Origin of the sequence: Streptomyces cavernicola (assembly GCF_029968035.1) — a bacterium.
Taxonomy (GTDB): domain Bacteria; phylum Actinomycetota; class Actinomycetes; order Streptomycetales; family Streptomycetaceae; genus Streptomyces; species Streptomyces cavernicola.
Genome location: NZ_JASCIQ010000047.1, coordinates 41,993 through 59,608 on the forward strand (window position 1 = coordinate 41,993; position 17,616 = coordinate 59,608).

Below are 17,616 nucleotides of genomic sequence, written 5' to 3' on the forward strand. Positions count from 1 at the left end.
ACGAGAGCGACCATGACGCGAGCCGAATTACTCGGCACCGCCCTGCTCGGCCTGCTTGGCACGAAGCGCCTCCGCGGTGCGGACGAACTTCGAGGGCAGCGCCTGGAAGACAGAGGCAGCCTGGGACTGCTTGCCCTTCATGGCACCGGCCAGCTTGCTGAGCAGAACCTCGCGGGACTCGAGGTCCGCAAGCTTCTTGATCTCGTCGGCGGACAGCGCCTTGCCGTCAAGGACACCGCCCTTGATGACGAGGTTGGGGTTGTCCTTGGCGAAGTCACGAAGACCCTTCGCCGCCTCGACCGGGTCACCGGTGACGAAGGCGACAGCCGTCGAGCCCTGAAGGTGCTCGTCCAGCTGAATCCCGGCCTCATTGGCCGCGATCTTGGTCAGCGTGTTCTTCACCACTCGGTACTGAGCGTTCTCGCCGAGAGAACGGCGCAGCTGCTTGAGCTGAGCCACGGTCAGTCCGGTGTAAGAGGTGACAACAGCTGCGTGGGAGTCACGCAGCTTCTGCGTGATCTCTTCGACGGCTGCGACCTTGTCGGACGTCGCCATGTGCCTCGGCCTCCTTCCGGGGTGATGATCCTCGACTGACCTTTCGATCAGCCGCGTACGCCGGACCGCCTGAATCAGGCACGTAGAAGGGGGCGTCTGCACAAAACGAAACGCCCCGGCATAGGTGCACGGGGCGTGAGCTCGACCAGACGGAAATCCGTCCAGGAGCGCTTCCACAGTCACCTACGCGGGTCGTCCGCAGTCAGCGGATCCTTCGGCCACTGCACCCTCAGTGAGAGCACAGCAACGACCAGCGGTCTTTGGCTTCTGTAGGAGAGTACGCGAGCAGGACCTCGGCGAGCAAATCGGCTCCTGAGGCCCTGCCGCGACTGTCATTCCAAGGCCGCGTTACTGCTGCGGCTGCTGCTTCATCAGGTCCTTGACGTTGACGGTCTCGTCCGCCGGGGGCTCCTCGGTGGCCACGTCCACGCCGTAGTCGCTGTAGTAGACGGTCTGGGAGAACTCGCCGTTCTTCATCTTGGCCTCTTCGACCTTCTTCACCAGGAGGTCCTCGTCGTCGACCCAGATGTCGATCTTCTCGGTCGTCATGCCGGCGTCCTGGAGCTGCTTACGCAGGTCCGCGGCCTCTTTCTCGTCCATGCCGGCGTTCTTGGCCGTGAGGTCGGCGACGTCGACCGTGCCGGAGTAGTGCGTGGCGTCGACGCCGCGGACCTTCTCGTCGCCCACACGCTTCACGTCACCGGAGGCGAGCAGCATCTTCACCGTCTGGTTCGGCGTGGAGCTCTGCATCTGGTTCTTGAGGGCCTGGCCGGAGGCACCGCCCATCTCGGCCAGCGTGTCGTAGTCGTACTCGATCCAGCGCTTGCCACCCGAGGCTGCTGCGAACTTCTCCCCCATGTTCGCGTAGTAGCCGTTCTTCAGGTAGCGGTAGTCGATCGAGGTGTCGCCGGCCTGCTGCATCTGGTCGGCCATCGGGCCGTCGGTGAACGTGATGCGCAGGGCGCCCGTGACGCCGTCCGACCAGTCGAGGCCGCCCTTCATCTCCATGCTGCCCTGGGCGCCCATGGTGGTCGTGCCGTCCACCTTGGCGGAGTCGGCGTCCTGCGTCTTGCTGTCGACCGTGCGCAGGGCGGCGAGCGGGTTGAGCGAGCCTCCGCCCTCGCCTGCGCCCTTACTCTCGCCCTTGCCCGCGGAGCCCCCACCACAAGCTGCGACACCGGTCAGAGCGGCGGCTGCCGCGATCGAGACACAAGCGCGCCGCACGGTCCTGCTGTTCATCTGTCCCACCCCTAGAGAGATCTTGCGTACGGCTTGCACGTTAGCGCGCACCACTGACAAACGCGGACGGGCCCCGCACCTCGGAAGGTGCGGGGCCCGTCTGCGATACGCGTGCGCGACGCGGCTACCGGGGAGCCTTGAGGGCTCAGACGGCGGCCGGGTCCTCCTCGACGAGGAGGTTGCGGGTGCGGTTCGGGTCGAGCGGAATGCCGGGGCCCATCGTGGTGGTGAGCGCGGCCTTCTTGATGTACCGGCCCTTGGCGGCGGAAGGCTTCAGACGAAGCACCTCCTCGAGGGCGGCGGCGTAGTTCTCCACCAGCTTGGTGTCGTCGAAGGACGCCTTGCCGATGATGAAGTGCAGGTTCGCGTGCTTGTCGACACGGAACTCGATCTTGCCGCCCTTGATGTCGTTGACAGCCTTGGCGACGTCGGGGGTGACCGTGCCGGTCTTCGGGTTCGGCATCAGACCACGCGGACCGAGCACGCGGCCGAGGCGGCCGACCTTGCCCATGAGGTCCGGGGTGGCGACGACGGCGTCGAAGTCCAGGCGGCCCTTCGAGACCTCGTCGATCAGTTCGTCCGAGCCGACGATGTCGGCGCCGGCGGCTTCCGCGGCCGCAGCACGGTCACCGGTCGCGAAGACCAGGACCCGGGCGGTCTTACCGGTGCCGTGCGGGAGGTTCACGGTGCCACGGACCATCTGGTCGGCCTTGCGCGGGTCAACACCCAGGCGGAAGGCGACCTCGACGGTGCCGTCGAACTTGGTCGCGGAGGTCTCCTTGGCGAGACGGACGGCCTCGAGCGGGGCGTAGAGCTTGTCCCGGTCGATCTTGGCGTCCGCAGCGCGGAGAGTCTTGCTGCGCTTCACTTCTACTCCTGAGGTTCAGGTATGGAGTTCGTGGTCCGGGCCGCGCATGGCCCTGCCACTTCAGGTCAAACGGGGTTTGAGGTCAGCCCTCGACCGTGACGCCCATGGAACGGGCGGTGCCGGCGATGATCTTCGACGCGGCGTCCAGGTCGTTCGCGTTGAGGTCGGGCATCTTGGTGGTGGCGATCTCGCGGACCTGCGCCTCAGTGATCTTGGCGACCTTGGTCTTGTGCGGCTCGCCGGAGCCCTTCTCGACACCCGCGGCCTTGAGGATCATCTTGGCGGCCGGCGGGGTCTTGGTGATGAAGGTGAAGGAACGGTCTTCGTAGACCGTGATCTCCACCGGGATGACCCAACCGCGCTGCGACTCGGTCGCGGCGTTGTAGGCCTTGCAGAACTCCATGATGTTGACGCCGTGCTGACCCAGCGCGGGGCCGACCGGCGGAGCCGGGTTGGCGGCACCGGCCTGGATCTGGAGCTTGATGAGCCCCGTGACCTTCTTCTTCTTGGGAGGCATTGCTCTCTCCGGGTCCTAGTGAGAGTGATCCGCCTTCACCCGATCATCCGGATGGAGGCATACCGCACAACGATAACGGGTACCACTGTGCGGCTAAAAACCGAGCAGGTCAGACCGGCTTTGGCAGCCCGTCTGACCTGGTCGGAAGCGTAGGGTCCAAAAGGCCCGATCCCCGGAGGGGTCAGTTCTTCTGGATCTGGTCGAAGCTCAGCTCGACCGGGGTCTCGCGGCCGAAGATCTCGACGAGGCCCTTGACCTTCTTCGAGTCGGCGTTGATCTCGTTGATGGTCGCCTGCAGCGTCGCGAACGGGCCGTCGGTGACGGTGACCGAGTCGCCCACCTCGAAGTCCAGGACCTGGACCTCGACCTTGCGGGCCGGAGCCGGCTTACCCTCGGCCTCGGCGGCCTCGCGGGCGGCCTTCTCCTCGGCCTCCGGGGCGAGCATCTTCACGATCTCGTCCAGGGTCAGCGGGTACGGGTCGTAGGCGTTGCCCACGAAGCCGGTGACGCCGGGGGTGTTGCGGACGACGCCCCAGGACTCGTTCGTCAGGTCCATGCGCACAAGGACGTAGCCGGGGAGCTTGTTCTGACGGATCGTCTTGCGCTCGCCGTTCTTGATCTGCGCGACCTCTTCCTGCGGCACCTCGGCCTGGAAGATGAAGTCCTCGACGTTCAGCGAGACGGCGCGCTGCTCGAGGTTGGTCTTCACGCGGTTCTCGTAACCGGCGTAGGTGTGGATGACGTACCACTCGCCGGGGAGCGTGCGCAGCTCCTCGCGCAGGGCGGCGATCGGGTCGACCGGCTCTGCGTCCTCGACCTCTTCGGCTTCCTCGACGGCAACCTCGTCCTCAGCGGTCTCCGCCTCGGCCTCGGCCTCGTCCTCGATCTGCACCGCGGCCTCCTCGGCGGGCTCGCCCGCCGCGAGGTCGGCAGCCTCGGCCTGGTCCGGCTCCTCGGCGTCCGCCGCCTCGACGATGTCGAGCTGGTCCTCCACGGACTCCGCCGACTCGATGGCGTCGTTCAGGTTCGGGTCAGACACGGTGGCTGCTTCTTCCTGGATACAGATGGGTGGAACGCGCGAAAGGGGCGCCGGGAGCGGCGCCCTTCGCTCGGCTGCTTAGCCGAAGATGGCCTTGACGGCTTGCGAGAAGCCATAGTCAAGCACGGTCACCAAAGCAATCATGATGACAACGAAAACAATCACCACTGTGGTGTAGGTGGTGAGCTGACTGCGAGTGGGCCAGACGACCTTGCGGAGTTCCGCGACGATCTGACGGTAGAAGAGCGCGAGCCGGCCCAGAGGACCCTTCTTGCCGCGCTTTCCGCCCTTGCGGGACTTCCTGTCGGCCGCCTCGTCCGGTGCATCAGGCGTGTCGATGGAGCCCACGGCGTCCGTCACTCTTTCTCACCTGATTCCGGGTCGTGGCCGTGCCGCGCCCGGTGGAGCCGCACGGCGGTGCTTTGCAGTACGTACATGCGCACACATCCTGGCGAAAGGTGTGTGTAGCAGGGCCGGAGGGACTTGAACCCCCAACCGCTGGTTTTGGAGACCAGTGCTCTACCAATTGAGCTACGACCCTTTGGTTTCCCCCAACGTACAGCATCCGTCCCGGTGCACGGAGTGCACTGTTGGGGCGCCGACTGTTGAAGGCCAACGAGCGATGAGTGTACGTGGTCCCGCGCCCGGCGTCGAACAGAAAGCACTTCACCTCTCCGGCAAACCTGCGTACCGGGGGCGTTTCCGGTCTGGAACGATGGAGCGCATGAGCGCTGCAACCTCACCCACCGAACGCCGCATCTCCGCCCGCATCGGCGCGATCTCCGAGTCCGCCACCCTCGCCGTCGACGCCAAGGCCAAGGCCCTCAAGGCCGCCGGACGTCCGGTGATCGGCTTCGGCGCGGGCGAGCCCGACTTCCCCACGCCCGACTACATCGTCGAGGCGGCCGTCGAGGCCTGCAAGAACCCGAAGTACCACCGCTACACCCCGGCCGGCGGCCTCCCCGAGCTGAAGGCTGCGATCGCCGCGAAGACGCTGCGCGACTCCGGGTACGAGGTCGAGGCCGCGAACGTCCTGGTGACCAACGGCGGCAAGCAGGCCATCTACGAGGCCTTCGCAACGATCCTCGACCCGGGCGACGAGGTCATCGTCCCGACCCCGTACTGGACGACGTACCCCGAGTCGATCCAGCTCGCGGGCGGAGTGCCGGTCTTCGTGACCGCTGACGAGACCACCGGGTACCGCGTCTCGGTGGAACAGCTCGAAGCGGCCGTCACCGAGAACACCAAGGTGCTGCTGTTCGTCTCCCCGTCGAACCCGACCGGCGCCGTCTACACGCGCGCGCAGGTCGAGGAGATCGGCCGCTGGGCCGCCGAGAAGGGCCTGTGGGTCCTCACGGACGAGATCTACGAGCACCTGGTGTACGGCGAGGCCGAGTTCAGCTCGCTGCCGGTGGTCGTGCCCGAGCTGCGCGACAAGTGCATCATCGTGAACGGCGTCGCCAAGACGTATGCCATGACCGGCTGGCGCGTGGGCTGGGTCATCGGCCCGAAGGACGTCGTCAAGGCCGCGACGAACCTGCAGTCGCACGCCACGTCCAACGTGAGCAACGTGGCGCAGGCCGCCGCGATCGCCGCCGTCTCCGGCGACCTCACCGCCGTGGCCGAGATGCGCAAGGCCTTCGACCGGCGTCGGCAGACCATCGTGAAGATGCTGAACGACATCGACGGCGTGCTGTGCCCGGAGCCTGAGGGCGCCTTCTACGCGTACCCGTCCGTGAAGGGCCTGCTCGGCAAGGAGATCCGCGGCAAGCGTCCGCAGACCTCCGTCGAGCTGGCCGCGCTGATCCTCGACGAGGTCGAGGTCGCGGTGGTGCCGGGCGAGGCCTTCGGTACGCCCGGCTACCTGCGGCTTTCCTACGCCCTGGGTGACGAGGACCTGGTCGAGGGCGTGTCGCGGATCCAGAAGCTGCTGGCCGAGGCGCGCTGACAGTGACGGTTTTCGTCTCTTGGGGGTGACGGTTTCCGTCACCTAATAGAGGCCGTTTTCGATACGGGCCTCCGGCTTCGGCCGGGGGCCCGTTCGTTCGTTCGGGCAAGTACTCCTTGGTGGCTCCTTGACGTAAAGCGGCTATCGGGACGGCACGTCCGTACGGCAGGATCTTGGGATGGAGCGTGTGCGTGACGTCAGCCTGTTGCCGAAAGCCCATCTGCACCTGCACTTCACCGGGTCGATGCGGCCCACGACGCTGCTGGAGCTAGCGGACAAGTACGGGGTCCATCTCCCCGAGGCGCTGACCACCGGTCAGCCGCCGAAGCTGCGTGCGACGGACGAGCGCGGCTGGTTCCGCTTCCAGCGGCTCTACGACGCGGCTCGGTCCTGCCTGCGCGAGCCGGAGGACATCCAGCGGCTGGTCCGGGAGGCCGCGCAGGAGGACCTCGCGGACGGTTCCGGTTGGCTGGAGATCCAGGTCGATCCGACCTCGTACGCGCCGCGGCTCGGGGGGCTCATCCCGGCGCTCGAGATCATTCTGGACGCGGTCGACACCGCCTCCCGGGAGACCGGGCTCGGGATGCGGGTTTTGGTCGCGGCGAACCGTATGAAGCACCCCCTGGACGCCCGCACGCTGGCCCGCCTCGCGGTGCGGTACGCCGACCGCGGCATCGTCGGCTTCGGGCTCTCCAACGACGAACGACGCGGTATGGCAAGGGACTTCGACCGGGCCTTCGCGATCGCGCGCGAGGGCGGGCTGCTCGCGGCGCCGCACGGCGGGGAGCTGACCGGCCCGGCGTCGGTGCGTGACTGCCTCGACGACCTGGACGCCTCCCGGATCGGGCACGGGGTGCGCGCGGCCGAGGACCCGCGGCTACTGAAACGACTCGCCGAGCGCGGCGTCACCTGCGAGGTCTGCCCCGCGTCCAACGTGGCGCTCGGGGTGTACGAGAAGCCCGAGGACGTGCCTCTGCGGACGCTGTACGACGCCGGGGTGCCGATGGCGCTCGGCGCCGACGACCCGCTGCTCTTCGGCTCGCGGCTGGCCGCGCAGTACGAGATCGCGCGGGAGCACCACGGCTTCGACGACGTGCAGCTGGCCGAGCTGGCGCGGCAGTCGGTACGGGGCTCGGCCGCGCCTGCCGAGATGCGCGAGAAGCTCCTTACGGGGATCGACGACTGGCTGGGGTGAGCGCTCACTCACCCCGCCGTTCCTGAGTCAGCGACCGTCCGGCTTCGGCTCGATGCCCTGAGGCTCGACGCCATGAAGTTCGATGCCCTGGAGTTCGATGCCCTGAAGAAGGGTCCGAACGAGGGCGGTCGCGAACCCCTGTACGGGGGGCGGCGGTTGGGGGCCGTCCTCGTCGTACGCGAAAGCGCGCTGCGCGCAGGCGCCGAGGAGCAGTGAGGCCGCGGCGAAGGTGTCGGCCTCGGGGGCGATGCGGCCCGCCTGCTGTTCGGCCTTGAGGTACTCGTAGAGGCCCATGATCGGCATGTGCGGGCCGGTGCCCATCTCGCGCAGGGCCGCCACGTGGCGATTGCGCAGCTGGGTCTCCGCGTAGAGCGAGGCCGCGATTGGGAAGCTCTGCTCGTAGAAGAGCGCGGCAGCGTGCGTGATCTCGACGAGGTTCTCCTCGACGCTGCGCTCGCCCGGTTCGGCGACCAGGCGGTGGATCAGCGGGGCCAGCTGCGGGAGGCGCTCCTTGAGGACGCCGACGAACAGCTCCTCCTTGCTCGCGAAGTGCTTGTACAGCGCCGCTTCCGAGCAGCCGGCCGCCTTGGCGATCTCCTTGGTGGTGGTGCGGGCGAGGCCGATCGTGCGCATCAGTTCGTGCGCCGCGTCGAGGATCCGCTCTCGGGCCGGTTTCTGCATGTGCTCTCCGTCCAGGCTTGACTGGTGAGTGAGTACTTACCCACCCTAGGGATAAGTAAATACTCACCCACCCGGGAGGATGCGCTATGAAGCTCACCGTTTTCGGTGCCACCGGAGGGATCGGTCAGGAGATCGTCAAGCAGGCTCTCGCCGCCGGGCATCAGGTCACGGCCGTGGTACGCGACCCCGCCAGGCTGACGGTGACCGGCGACGCCCTCGACGTGTTCCGGTCGGAGCTGCGGGACGCCGAGTCCCTGAGCGATGCCGTCGCAGGGCGGGACGCGGTGCTGTCCGGCCTGGGCGCCCGCTCCAACAACGACGCCCGCACGGGCATCGCGGCAGCCCTGACACGACCGGTCCTGCAGGCGCTCGATGCGACGGGCACGCGGCGCTTCCTCGCGGTGAGCGCGGGCCCGCTCGCCCCCGAACCGCCCGACCAGAAGTTCCTGCACGGCCGCGTCATGGTGCTGATCAACGCGATCCTGAAGCCGGTGTACGACGACCTCAAGGTGATGGAGGCGGAGATCCGGCGCAGCGGCGCCGACTGGACGCTCGTTCGCCCGCCGAAGCTGCTCGACAGGCCGGTCACCGGGACGTACCGGACCGCCCTGAACGTGAATCTGCGGGGCGGCAGCACCATCGGCCGCGCGGACGTGGCGCACGCCATGCTGGCGTCGGTCGACGACCCGGCGACGGTGAAGCAGGGCGTGAGCGTCGCCTACTGAGCCGACTGTTGAAGGGCTGCGCGGGCCGGCTACAGGCTGACGCCCACCGTCACCGGCTCGTTGACCAGCGTGATGCCGAAGGCGTCCCGGACGCCGGCGACGACCTCGCGGGCCAGCATCAGGAGGTCCTCCGTGGTGGCCTCGCCGCGGTTGGTCAGGGCGAGCGTGTGCTTTGTGGAGATACGGGCCGGCCCCTCGCCGTACCCCTTCGTGAAGCCTGCCTTGTCGATGAGCCAGGCCGCGGAGGTCTTCACGTGCCCGTCCCCGTCGGGGAAAGCGGGCGGGCGGACTTCATCGCCGAGGCGGTCCACCACGCGCGCGTGGAACGCGGTGAACTCCTCTTCCGTGAGGATCGGGTTGGTGAAGAACGAACCGGCCGACCAGGTGTCGTGGTCCTCCGGGTCGAGCACCATGCCCTTGCCCGCCCGCAGCTTCAGGACCGTCTCGCGCGCGGTCGCCAGCGGCACGCGGTCCCCGGCCTCCACACCCAGGACGCGCGCGGTCTCGGCGTACTTCAGGGGGGCGCTCAGGCCGTCCGCGTCCTCCAGGTCGAAGCGGACGCGCAGCACCACATAGCGCTCCGGGTCGGCCTTGAACCTGCTGTGGCGGTACGAGAACGCGCAGTCGGCGTTCTGCAGGGTGACGGTTTCGCCGGCCTCGCGGTCGTACGCCACGACCTCGGTGATCGTCGAGGAGACCTCCTGGCCGTACGCCCCGACGTTCTGGATCGGCGTCGCGCCTGCGGAGCCGGGGATTCCGGCGAGGCACTCGACGCCCGCGAGTCCGGCCTCGACCGTGCGCTCCACTGCGTCGGTCCAGATCTCGCCGGCGGCCAACTCCAGTCTCGTGCCGTCCAGTTCGAAGCCCTGGGTGGCGATGCGCAGGGCTGTGCCGGAGAAGCCCTTGTCGCTGATCACGAGGTTGCTGCCGCCGCCGATGACGAGCAGGGGGGTGCCCGAGGCGTCGGCCTCGCGCACGGCGGAGATCACCTCGGCGTCGGTCGTCGCGGTGATCAGGCGGGTGGCGGGCCCACCGAGCCGGAAGGTGGTCAGCGGGGCGAGCGGGGCGTCGTGGAGTTGGTGCACGCGCTCAAGGGTACGGTCCGGGACCGACAGTGCCGGTCCCGGACCGCGAGAGGTCCTGCGATGCGCTTCAGGCAAGGCGCACGACGGCCCGGGACATGCCCAGGACCTTCTGGCCCGCGCTCATGGCGGTGAGGTCGACGCGGACGGTGCGCGCGTCGTCGTCGAGCTTGGCCGCGACCTTGGCGCTGACCTCGATGACCGCGCCCTCGTCGTCGTTCGGGACGACGACCGGCTTGGTGAAGCGGACGCCGTACTCCGCGACCGCGGCCGGGTCGCCGACCCAGTCGGTGACGACGCGGATCGCCTCGGCCATGGTGAACATGCCGTGGGCGATGACGTCGGGCAGGCCGACCTCCTTGGCGAACTTCTCGTTCCAGTGGATCGGGTTGAAGTCGCCGGACGCGCCCGCGTAGCGCACCAGTGTGGCGCGGGTCACGGGGAAGGTCTGCGCGGGGAGTTCGGCGCCGACCTCGACGTCCTCGTACCGGATCTTCGCCGTGGTGCTGGGTGCGGTCATCGTCACGCCTCCTCTGCCGCGCGTGCGACGAGCTTGGTCCACGCGGTCACGACGTGCTCGCCGGCCTCGTCGTGCACTTCACCGCGGATGTCCAGGATGTCGTTGCCCGCCATGGACTTGATCGCCTCGATGGTCGAGGTGACGCTGAGCCGGTCGCCGGCGCGCACCGGGCGGGTGTACGCGAATTTCTGGTCGCCGTGCACGACGCGGCTGTAGTCGAGGCCGAGTTGGGGGTCCTCGATGACCTGTCCGGCCGCCTTGAAAGTGATCGCGAAGACGAAAGTCGGCGGGGCGATCACATCGGGGTGGCCGTATGCCTTGGCCGCCTCGGTGTCGGTGTACGCCGGATTCGCGTCACCGACCGCCTCCGCGAATTCACGGATCTTCTCGCGGCCGACCTCATAGGGGTCGGTGGGCGGGTAGGTCCGCCCCACGAAGGACTGGTCGAGCGCCATGGACTCGGCACCTCCTGTGATTTACGCGGTATTCCGCAGTGTTCCTGCCTCACCCGCGTCGGCGATCACGGGCGGTAACGACACGAGGCCGCCCCCTGAAAAGGGGACGGCCTCGCATGTGAGCCTGATTCAGCGCGTTTCGCGGTGCGCCGTGTGCGAGTTGCAGCGCGGGCAGTGCTTCTTCATCTCAAGACGGTCCGGGTTGTTGCGCCGGTTCTTCTTGGTGATGTAGTTCCGCTCCTTGCACTCCACGCAGGCCAGCGTGATCTTCGGGCGGACGTCGGTGGCAGCCACGTGAGTGCTCCTTGACGGACGGATGGGCGAATGAAACGGTTGAACGCAGAAAAGAGTAGCCGACCGGAGGACCGACCCCACAATCGGCTACTGCTAGTAGCGGTGACCGGACTTGAACCGGTGACACAGCGATTATGAGCCGCTTGCTCTACCGACTGAGCTACACCGCTTTGATGCGAGGCCCTCACCCGAAGGTGAGGGAGCCGTACACCAGAGCCCCAATGCGGAATCGAACCGCAGACCTTCTCCTTACCATGGAGACGCTCTACCGACTGAGCTATTGGGGCGAGCGATGAAGACATTACACGGTCGGCTGCCGTTCGCCCAAATCCGTTTCGGAGGCCCCTGCGCGACGGTCACCACGCGCGCCTCCGAGGCCTCTTCCCTGCTCGTGAACCACACCGGTACGACTAATGCGCTCCTCCTCGAAGCGGCGTGATCGGCGTCCTAGGCTCGGGACACGCTGCGTGATCTTGATCGAACGCCGCGTGGTCCTGACCGCTCGAGCCACGCCGGGAGCGCGATGCCCGACAGCCAGCCGCAGCCGCCGCACCACGACGGCGCCGCCGAGGACACGGCCTCGCTCCTGCTCTGCGGAGCCACTCTCGTCGACGGCAGGACCGTGGACGTACGGCTCGGCAGGGGGCGTATCGAGGCGGTCGGCACCGCGGGCAGCCTGACCGCGCACACCGCGCGTGTGGACCTGAGCGGCTACCTCCTGCTGCCCGCCCCCGCGGAACCGCACGCGCACAGCGACACGGCGCTCACCGCGGACGTCGACGGCCCGGTCGGGTACGAGGTCCAGGACGTCCAGCGGCGCACCACCGAAGCCGCACTCCTGCAACTCGGCCACGGGGCAACCGCCTTGCGCAGCCATGTGCGGATCGGGGACGTGCAGGGGCTCGGCGCGATGGAGGCGGCGCTGCAGGCCCGCAGGTCGCTGCGGGGACTCACAGACCTGACGACGGTCGCCGTTCCCCGGCTGCTCACCGGGATCGCCGGCGCCGACGGCCTGGCGATGCTTCGGGACGCCGTGAAAATGGGCGCCTCCATGGTGGGCGGCTGCCCTGACCTGGATCCGGACCCCACGGGGTACGTCGAGGCGGTGCTGGAAGTGGCCGCCGAGCACGGCTGTCCGGTCGACCTGCACACCGATGGCGCGGATCCCGCCCGGCTCGCGCGCCTTGCGGCGATGGCGGGCGGGCTGCGTTCCGTGGTGACCGTCGGCCCGTGCGGCGGGCTCGGCCGGATGCCTGCCGCGGTGGCCGCGCGTGCCGCCGAGGGGCTCGCCGCTGCCGGGGTCTCCGTGGTGTGCCTGCCGCAGGGCGATTGCGGGGGCCTTGAGCGGCGGGGCTCCGGTACGGCTCCGGTACGGCTGCTGAGGGCGGCCGGGGTGCGCGTCGCGGCGGGCAGCGGGGCGCTGCGGGACCTCGCCAACCCGGTGGGGCGCGGGGACCCGCTGGAGGCCGCGTACCTGCTGGCCGCGCAGCATGGGCTGGACGCCGATGGGGCGTACGCGGCGGTGAGTTCGGTGGCCCGGGAGTCGATGGGGCTGCCGGAGGTGCGCGTGGAGGCGGGGTTCCCCGCCGAGCTGCTCGCGGTGCGGGGTACGCGGCTTTCGGGCGTGCTGTCGCTCGCGTACAGCCGGATCGTGGTGCATCGGGGCCGGGTGGTGGCGCGGACCAGTGCGGTGCGGGAGTACTGCGACTCAGCGGTCGCTGTGGCGCTCGATCTGCCTCGGCAGGGGCGGGTGAAGGGCGTCGGCGGGACGGCTTGAGGGCGGGCTGCACGCGCGCGTGGTGCCGGTTTTCGAGACGGTCGGAGCGGTGGCGGGTCTCCGCACTGGGCATCCGGAGGCACGCGCGCGTGCAGGCTGTTTTGAAGGTGTTCGGGCGGTGGGGTGTCAGCGCATGGAGGCCTGGGAACCGGCGATGGCCATCAGGTCGGAGACGGTCAGTTCGGTGGCGTCGTCCGGGCGCTCGATCTTCGGGGCCTTACCGAATTTCAGCGTCAGCGGGAACTCGGTGCCCTTCTTCAAACCATCGGACTTGTCCGCGAGTTGAGCGAGATCGAACGTGATCTGACGCAGCTTGCCGTTCTTCAGCACGAAGTCGACCTTCACCTGCTTCTTCGGGACCGATTCGAAGTCCTCGGCCGTGGGCAGGTCGGTGCCCGGAGGCAGGTCACTCGTCATCGGCTCCAGCTTCTCGGCGAGACTCGTGAGCAGCGAGCGCGCGTTGGCCTTCGCGGTGATGCGGGACGTGCCGTCGGAGTCGCCGCGGCCCTTGAAAGTGACCTCACGCGCGAGCACGTGGCGAATGCCCTTGAGGAGCTTGGCCTGCGCCTTGTCGTCGAGGGCGGGCTCCTTCGGCCCCTGTCCGAGCACCGCCTGCCCCGGCAGCATCTTCGGGTCGACCTTGACCCACTTGCCCTGCAGTGCGCTGCGCAGGGCGCGTGCCTCTTCGGGAAGGTCGTCGGCGGAGGGCATCGGGGTGGCCGCGAGCTTGCCGAAGGCCGCCAAGTCGGCGCGGTAGTACATGTCTTCGCCCAGGCTGCGGTACTCGACCATGACGCCGTCGGCGCCGGCGATCTGCATCGACGTACTGGAGAAGTCCTTCTCCTCGGCGGCGGCCAGGGGCTTCTTCGCGTGCAGGGACAGCTGCACGCGGGCCTTGCTCAGGAAGGTGCCGAAGCCGGGCGGGGGGCCGTCGCCGCGCTGGGCGTCGTCGCTCTCCCGGATGAGCTTTTCGAGGGTGGCCGCGTCCGCGTCCAGGCCGAACTCGACGGTGAGCGAACGCTGTTCACCGAGCTGCTCGACTGCGTCGTCGACCTGGCGTGCTGCGGAGACGCTCTCGATCGGGTCGCAGGCGGTCGCACCCGTGAGGACGACGGCGGCGCAGCCGGAGGCGATCAGGGTCTTGCGTATGGCGCTGATGACAGGCTCCTCTTGAAGATGAACATTCATGTGACTCCCGAGGTGCGGCTTGGGTTGCACGGCGGCTTCGGCCGACGCGGCGTACGGTCGGAATCATGCGGATTGTCATCGCTGGTGGACACGGTCAGATCGCGTTGCGGCTGGAGCGACTGCTCGCCGCTCGCGGATACGAGGTGGCGGGCCTGATCCGCAACCCCGGGCAAGGCGACGACCTGCGGGAGGCGGGCGCCGAGCCGGTGTTGTGCGATCTGGAGTCGGCGTTGGTGGAGGAGGTCGCCGCTCACCTGCAGGGCGCCGGTGCGGCGGTGTTCGCGGCGGGCGCGGGCCCGGGTAGCGGCGCGGGCCGCAAGGACACGGTGGACCGGGGCGCGGCGGTGCTGTTCGCCGATGCCGCGGAACGGGCCGGAGTGCGGCGGTACGTGGTGGTGTCGTCGATGGGCGCGGATCCGGCGCACCAGGGCGACGAGGTCTTCGACGCGTATCTGCGCGCCAAGGGCGAGGCCGACGCGTACGTGCGCGGCCGTGCGGCCCTGGACTGGACGATCCTGCGCCCCGGCATGCTCACCAACGACGCCGGTACGGGGCAGGTCCGCCTGCAGGCCTCGACGGGCCGCGGCCCGATCCCCCGCGACGACGTGGCGGCGGTCCTCGCGGAGCTGGTGGACACCCCGGGAACGGTCGGTCTGACCCTGGAGCTGGTGAGCGGGGCGACGCCGGTCACGGTCGCAGTCAAGGACGTGGCCGGGAACTGAGGCCGCCGCCCGGGGTTCAGGGCTTGCAGGGCGCGTCCTCCGGCGGACACTGCCAGCCGGACCAGCCGTTGTCGTAAGGGTGCTCCAGATCGTGGACGAGGTCGAGCACGCCTGCGACGAGCATGGCTATGACGGCCAGGGAGGCGAGTCCGAGCAGCCACAGCGCGTACGTCAGGATCTGGCGCCCCTCGATCGGGAACACGGTCACAGGGCGGGACTTGCGGGGCTTGCGGGCCTTGCTGGGCTTGCGAGGTGCCGGGGGCGCGGGCCGGCGCCTCGGGCTTCGGGGGTGGCGGCCGGTGTGGTGGCCTACGTAACGGGGTCTCATGCGGTCGCTTCTACCGGTGGGAGCCGTTCCTGTCCTGCGCTGTGGCGAAGCTGGAACTTCCGTGTGCGGCCGATGTGGTGGTTCGGGGGCGGCTCGTGCGCTCGGCGCATACGGTGAAGCGGTGACGACCGTTGACGCCAACGGGGTCGCTCTGGGCATCGAGTCCTTCGGCGACCCGAACGCACCGCTGGTCCTGCTCGCAGGCGGGACGACCATGCTCTCCTGGCCTGACGCCCTCTGCGAACGCCTCGCGGCCGGTGGGCGGCGCGTGGTGCGCTACGACCTGCGGGACAGCGGCGGGTCGACGACAGCGGACCCGGAGGCACCCGCGTACACCCTGCGCGACCTGGCCGCCGACGCCGCCGCGCTGGTCGATGTCCTCGGTGGCGGGCCGGCGCACCTCGCGGGGATCGGGGTCGGCGGGATGGTCGCCCAGGTGGCGGCGTTGGACCATCCGTCCGCGTTCTCGGCGCTGACTTTGGCCGGTACGCGCGCGGTGGCGCCCGGTCCGCCCGACGAGGACCTTCCCGACCACGACGGGGCGGCGTTGGGGCGGCTGTTCGCGCGGCCGATGCCCGACTGGTCCGACCGCGAGGCGGTGGCGGAGTTCGCTGCTTCCGGCGCGGAGATCCTCGGCAACGATCCCGACGCCGCGCGTGCGACTGCCGCGCGGATCTGGGACCGTACGCCCGGCGTCTCGCCTGCGGTCCAGACGGCGAACCAGCTGGGCATGGTGTTCTCCCGGCTCGACTGCACGCCCCGCTGGCGCGAGCGGTTGCCCGGGATCGCGGTCCCCACGCTGGTCGTGCACGGGCGACGGGACCGGTTCTTCCCCGTCGGCAACGGGGAGGCGCTCGCGCGCGAGATCCCCGGGGCGCGGCTGCTCGTCCTGGAGGAGGCCGCGGGTGCGCTTCCCGAGGGGGCTGCGGGCGAGGTCGCCGGGGCGATGCTGGCGCTGGGGTAGGGGCCGGCGCTGGAGTTGAGGCTGGGCCAACAGGCCTTCTGGCGCTGGCCGTTCGGCCGGTTCGGGTTGGGCCTCTCGGGCCTTGCCGTCTGGCCTCTTGGGCCTATAACGGCGGCCGGAGGCGCGCGTAATTTCGGAAGCATGAACGTCAGAAATCACTTCGTAGTTGCGCTGACAGCGGTGGGACTCGCATTCGCCGGTACCGCCTGCACCTCGGTCGACGAGACGACACCGGCGCCGGCCGGCGAGGAACAGACCGCGAAGCCTCCGTCCGAGGCGCCTCCCGAGGAGAAGTCTCCTCAGGGCGGCCGGGAGGCGACGGCGAACGAGCGGGACGACCTGAAGAGCTTCGGGCTCGACGACCGTTCCCAGGCCGGATTCACCGACATCTGGCTGACGTGGACGATCACCAACAGCAGCTCCAAGAAGTCGAACTACACATGGGACTGGGAGGCCCTGGACGCCGACGGAACGCGGGGCGCGAACGGGACGCAGTTCGAGGCCGACGTCCAGCCCGGTCAGACGGCGCAGGGCGAGTTCTTCACCACGCTGAAGACGACCGATGTGAAGCTCAACATCACGTCCTTCGACCGGACCATGGCGCCGTGAGCGACGAGCCGGACCGACTCGGGCCTCCGTCACGCCGGTCGCTCGGTCACACAGGTCGCTCGGTCACACAGGTCACGCCGGTCACACAGGAGCGACAACGAGAAAGGTCCCGTGACCAGCTTTTACTCTGGTCACGGGACCTATCCTCCGTGTGGCGGCGCCAGGATTCGAACCTGGGAAGGCTGAGCCGGCAGATTTACAGTCTGCTCCCTTTGGCCGCTCGGGCACACCGCCTGGGATGCTGCGTGAAGCGGCCTTGCGGCTGCTCCGTGGCAACGACGTAAACGATACCTGATGCCCGGGGGTGCTTCGCCACCCGATAGATCGCCGCCGGGTGCGCGGGCGGTGACTAGGCTTGTGCGTGCGGTCCGGGGCTACCGGCCGTACCCCAACGCACCCCGATACAAGGAGCCACAGGACATGGCCGACTCCAGTTTCGACATCGTCTCGAAGGTCGAGCGGCAGGAGGTCGACAACGCCCTCAACCAGGCCGCCAAGGAGATCTCCCAGCGTTACGACTTCAAGAACGTCGGAGCGTCGATCGCCTGGTCCGGCGAGAAGATCCTGATGCAGGCGAACTCCGAGGAGCGGGTCAAGGCGATCCTCGACGTCTTCCAGTCCAAGCTGATCAAGCGGGGCATCTCGCTGAAGTCGCTGGACGCGGGCGAGCCGCAGATCTCCGGCAAGGAGTACAAGATCTTCGCGTCGATCGAGGAGGGCATCTCCCAGGAGAACGCCAAGAAGGTCGCGAAGATCATCCGCGATGAGGGCCCGAAGGGCGTGAAGGCCCAGGTGCAGGGCGACGAGCTGCGGGTGACCTCGAAGTCCCGTGACGACCTGCAGTCCGTGATCGCACTGCTGAAGGGCCAGGACTTCGAGTTCGCGCTGCAGTTTGTGAACTACCGGTAAG

The 17,616-nt window shown here is 68.7% G+C and carries 21 protein-coding genes and 4 tRNA genes; 8 read left to right on the top strand and 17 right to left on the bottom strand.

Annotated elements, in window-relative coordinates; genetic code table 11:
- Positions 1–27 precede the first annotated feature (27 nt).
- The 7 genes from rplJ to QIS96_RS32545 form a co-directional block, all read right to left on the bottom strand.
- Positions 28–555: a 50S ribosomal protein L10 gene (gene rplJ, locus QIS96_RS32515; RefSeq protein ID WP_282546420.1), complete on the bottom strand. Its 528-nt coding sequence runs from the start codon at positions 553–555 to the stop codon at positions 28–30.
- Between the two features lie 348 nt (positions 556–903).
- Positions 904–1,794, bottom strand: coding sequence for a hypothetical protein (locus QIS96_RS32520; RefSeq protein WP_282546421.1), 891 nt, complete (start codon positions 1,792–1,794; stop codon positions 904–906).
- 145 nt (positions 1,795–1,939) lie between these two features.
- On the bottom strand, positions 1,940–2,662 hold the full coding sequence (gene rplA / locus QIS96_RS32525; RefSeq protein ID WP_282546422.1) for a 50S ribosomal protein L1: 723 nt from the start codon (positions 2,660–2,662) through the stop codon (positions 1,940–1,942).
- Between the two features lie 82 nt (positions 2,663–2,744).
- Positions 2,745–3,179, bottom strand: a complete 435-nt coding sequence (gene rplK, locus QIS96_RS32530) for a 50S ribosomal protein L11 (RefSeq protein WP_040252631.1) — start codon at positions 3,177–3,179, stop codon at positions 2,745–2,747.
- Between the two features lie 181 nt (positions 3,180–3,360).
- Entirely contained in the window at positions 3,361–4,218 is an 858-nt protein-coding gene (nusG, locus tag QIS96_RS32535; protein ID WP_282546423.1) for a transcription termination/antitermination protein NusG, read from the bottom strand.
- A 78-nt stretch (positions 4,219–4,296) separates the two neighbouring features.
- Positions 4,297–4,578: a preprotein translocase subunit SecE gene (secE, locus tag QIS96_RS32540; protein ID WP_282546424.1), complete on the bottom strand. Its 282-nt coding sequence runs from the start codon at positions 4,576–4,578 to the stop codon at positions 4,297–4,299.
- Between the two features lie 108 nt (positions 4,579–4,686).
- A tRNA-Trp gene (locus QIS96_RS32545) sits at positions 4,687–4,759 on the bottom strand.
- Positions 4,760–4,942: 183 nt separating this feature from the next.
- Here QIS96_RS32545 and QIS96_RS32550 point away from each other — a divergent pair.
- The gene (locus QIS96_RS32550; protein WP_282546425.1) at positions 4,943–6,166 is read left to right on the top strand and encodes a pyridoxal phosphate-dependent aminotransferase; all 1,224 of its coding nucleotides are present in this window, start codon (positions 4,943–4,945) and stop codon (positions 6,164–6,166) included.
- Positions 6,167–6,344: 178 nt separating this feature from the next.
- The gene (locus QIS96_RS32555; RefSeq protein WP_282546426.1) at positions 6,345–7,361 is read left to right on the top strand and encodes an adenosine deaminase; all 1,017 of its coding nucleotides are present in this window, start codon (positions 6,345–6,347) and stop codon (positions 7,359–7,361) included.
- 27 nt (positions 7,362–7,388) lie between these two features.
- On the opposite strand, the gene QIS96_RS32560 is transcribed toward QIS96_RS32555, so the two are convergent.
- Positions 7,389–8,042, bottom strand: coding sequence for a TetR/AcrR family transcriptional regulator (locus tag QIS96_RS32560; RefSeq protein WP_282546427.1), 654 nt, complete (start codon positions 8,040–8,042; stop codon positions 7,389–7,391).
- 86 nt (positions 8,043–8,128) lie between these two features.
- Between QIS96_RS32560 and QIS96_RS32565 the strand changes: the two genes are divergently transcribed.
- The gene (locus QIS96_RS32565; RefSeq protein WP_282546428.1) at positions 8,129–8,767 is read left to right on the top strand and encodes an NAD(P)-dependent oxidoreductase; all 639 of its coding nucleotides are present in this window, start codon (positions 8,129–8,131) and stop codon (positions 8,765–8,767) included.
- Between the two features lie 29 nt (positions 8,768–8,796).
- Here the strand turns inward: QIS96_RS32565 and QIS96_RS32570 are convergent, their stop codons facing one another.
- The 6 genes from QIS96_RS32570 to QIS96_RS32595 form a co-directional block, all read right to left on the bottom strand.
- The gene (locus tag QIS96_RS32570; protein ID WP_282546429.1) at positions 8,797–9,852 is read right to left on the bottom strand and encodes a UDP-N-acetylmuramate dehydrogenase; all 1,056 of its coding nucleotides are present in this window, start codon (positions 9,850–9,852) and stop codon (positions 8,797–8,799) included.
- Between the two features lie 67 nt (positions 9,853–9,919).
- Positions 9,920–10,369 carry a MaoC family dehydratase gene (locus QIS96_RS32575; RefSeq protein WP_282546430.1) on the bottom strand — a complete coding sequence of 150 codons (450 nt, stop codon included), beginning with the start codon at positions 10,367–10,369 and terminating at the stop codon, positions 9,920–9,922.
- Positions 10,370–10,371: 2 nt separating this feature from the next.
- Positions 10,372–10,824 (bottom strand): MaoC family dehydratase N-terminal domain-containing protein, encoded by a 453-nt coding sequence (locus tag QIS96_RS32580; protein ID WP_282535683.1) that lies wholly within the window; start codon positions 10,822–10,824, stop codon positions 10,372–10,374.
- A 129-nt stretch (positions 10,825–10,953) separates the two neighbouring features.
- The gene (gene rpmG, locus QIS96_RS32585; protein WP_003956487.1) at positions 10,954–11,118 is read right to left on the bottom strand and encodes a 50S ribosomal protein L33; all 165 of its coding nucleotides are present in this window, start codon (positions 11,116–11,118) and stop codon (positions 10,954–10,956) included.
- A 97-nt stretch (positions 11,119–11,215) separates the two neighbouring features.
- Positions 11,216–11,288, bottom strand: a tRNA-Met gene (locus tag QIS96_RS32590).
- A gap of 44 nt (positions 11,289–11,332) precedes the next feature.
- A tRNA-Thr gene (locus tag QIS96_RS32595) sits at positions 11,333–11,405 on the bottom strand.
- 236 nt (positions 11,406–11,641) lie between these two features.
- Between QIS96_RS32595 and QIS96_RS32600 the strand changes: the two genes are divergently transcribed.
- Positions 11,642–12,895, top strand: a complete 1,254-nt coding sequence (locus QIS96_RS32600; RefSeq protein ID WP_282546431.1) for an amidohydrolase family protein — start codon at positions 11,642–11,644, stop codon at positions 12,893–12,895.
- Between the two features lie 126 nt (positions 12,896–13,021).
- On the opposite strand, the gene QIS96_RS32605 is transcribed toward QIS96_RS32600, so the two are convergent.
- Positions 13,022–14,083 carry a hypothetical protein gene (locus tag QIS96_RS32605; protein WP_282546432.1) on the bottom strand — a complete coding sequence of 354 codons (1,062 nt, stop codon included), beginning with the start codon at positions 14,081–14,083 and terminating at the stop codon, positions 13,022–13,024.
- 65 nt (positions 14,084–14,148) lie between these two features.
- On the opposite strand from QIS96_RS32605, the gene QIS96_RS32610 reads away from it, so the two are divergent.
- Entirely contained in the window at positions 14,149–14,805 is a 657-nt protein-coding gene (locus tag QIS96_RS32610) for an SDR family oxidoreductase (protein ID WP_282546433.1), read from the top strand.
- 16 nt (positions 14,806–14,821) lie between these two features.
- Here QIS96_RS32610 and QIS96_RS32615 read toward each other — a convergent pair whose 3' ends face one another.
- A complete protein-coding gene (locus QIS96_RS32615; protein WP_282546434.1) occupies positions 14,822–15,013 on the bottom strand; it encodes a hypothetical protein in 192 nt (63 codons plus the stop codon).
- 241 nt (positions 15,014–15,254) lie between these two features.
- Between QIS96_RS32615 and QIS96_RS32620 the strand changes: the two genes are divergently transcribed.
- Positions 15,255–16,097 carry an alpha/beta fold hydrolase gene (locus QIS96_RS32620; protein WP_282546435.1) on the top strand — a complete coding sequence of 281 codons (843 nt, stop codon included), beginning with the start codon at positions 15,255–15,257 and terminating at the stop codon, positions 16,095–16,097.
- A 180-nt stretch (positions 16,098–16,277) separates the two neighbouring features.
- The gene (locus QIS96_RS32625; protein WP_282546436.1) at positions 16,278–16,706 is read left to right on the top strand and encodes a hypothetical protein; all 429 of its coding nucleotides are present in this window, start codon (positions 16,278–16,280) and stop codon (positions 16,704–16,706) included.
- Positions 16,707–16,858: 152 nt separating this feature from the next.
- Here QIS96_RS32625 and QIS96_RS32630 read toward each other — a convergent pair.
- Positions 16,859–16,940, bottom strand: a tRNA-Tyr gene (locus QIS96_RS32630).
- A 186-nt stretch (positions 16,941–17,126) separates the two neighbouring features.
- On the opposite strand from QIS96_RS32630, the gene QIS96_RS32635 reads away from it, so the two are divergent.
- On the top strand, positions 17,127–17,615 hold the full coding sequence (locus QIS96_RS32635) for a YajQ family cyclic di-GMP-binding protein (RefSeq protein WP_282546437.1): 489 nt from the start codon (positions 17,127–17,129) through the stop codon (positions 17,613–17,615).
- Position 17,616 lies beyond the last annotated feature (1 nt).

Excerpts from the sequence above, each read along its gene's own strand:
- rplJ (WP_282546420.1), bottom strand. The coding sequence starts at position 555 with ATGGCGACGTCCGACAAGGTCGCAGCCGTCGAAGAGATCACGCAGAAG.
- QIS96_RS32520 (WP_282546421.1), bottom strand. The coding sequence starts at position 1,794 with ATGAACAGCAGGACCGTGCGGCGCGCTTGTGTCTCGATCGCGGCAGCC.
- rplK (WP_040252631.1), bottom strand. The coding sequence starts at position 3,179 with ATGCCTCCCAAGAAGAAGAAGGTCACGGGGCTCATCAAGCTCCAGATC.
- QIS96_RS32550 (WP_282546425.1), top strand. The coding sequence starts at position 4,943 with ATGAGCGCTGCAACCTCACCCACCGAACGCCGCATCTCCGCCCGCATC.
- QIS96_RS32555 (WP_282546426.1), top strand. The coding sequence starts at position 6,345 with ATGGAGCGTGTGCGTGACGTCAGCCTGTTGCCGAAAGCCCATCTGCAC.
- QIS96_RS32560 (WP_282546427.1), bottom strand. The coding sequence starts at position 8,042 with ATGCAGAAACCGGCCCGAGAGCGGATCCTCGACGCGGCGCACGAACTG.
- QIS96_RS32565 (WP_282546428.1), top strand. The coding sequence starts at position 8,129 with ATGAAGCTCACCGTTTTCGGTGCCACCGGAGGGATCGGTCAGGAGATC.
- QIS96_RS32575 (WP_282546430.1), bottom strand. The coding sequence starts at position 10,369 with ATGACCGCACCCAGCACCACGGCGAAGATCCGGTACGAGGACGTCGAG.
- QIS96_RS32580 (WP_282535683.1), bottom strand. The coding sequence starts at position 10,824 with ATGGCGCTCGACCAGTCCTTCGTGGGGCGGACCTACCCGCCCACCGAC.
- QIS96_RS32600 (WP_282546431.1), top strand. The coding sequence starts at position 11,642 with ATGCCCGACAGCCAGCCGCAGCCGCCGCACCACGACGGCGCCGCCGAG.
- QIS96_RS32605 (WP_282546432.1), bottom strand. The coding sequence starts at position 14,083 with ATGAATGTTCATCTTCAAGAGGAGCCTGTCATCAGCGCCATACGCAAG.
- QIS96_RS32610 (WP_282546433.1), top strand. The coding sequence starts at position 14,149 with ATGCGGATTGTCATCGCTGGTGGACACGGTCAGATCGCGTTGCGGCTG.
- QIS96_RS32635 (WP_282546437.1), top strand. The coding sequence starts at position 17,127 with ATGGCCGACTCCAGTTTCGACATCGTCTCGAAGGTCGAGCGGCAGGAG.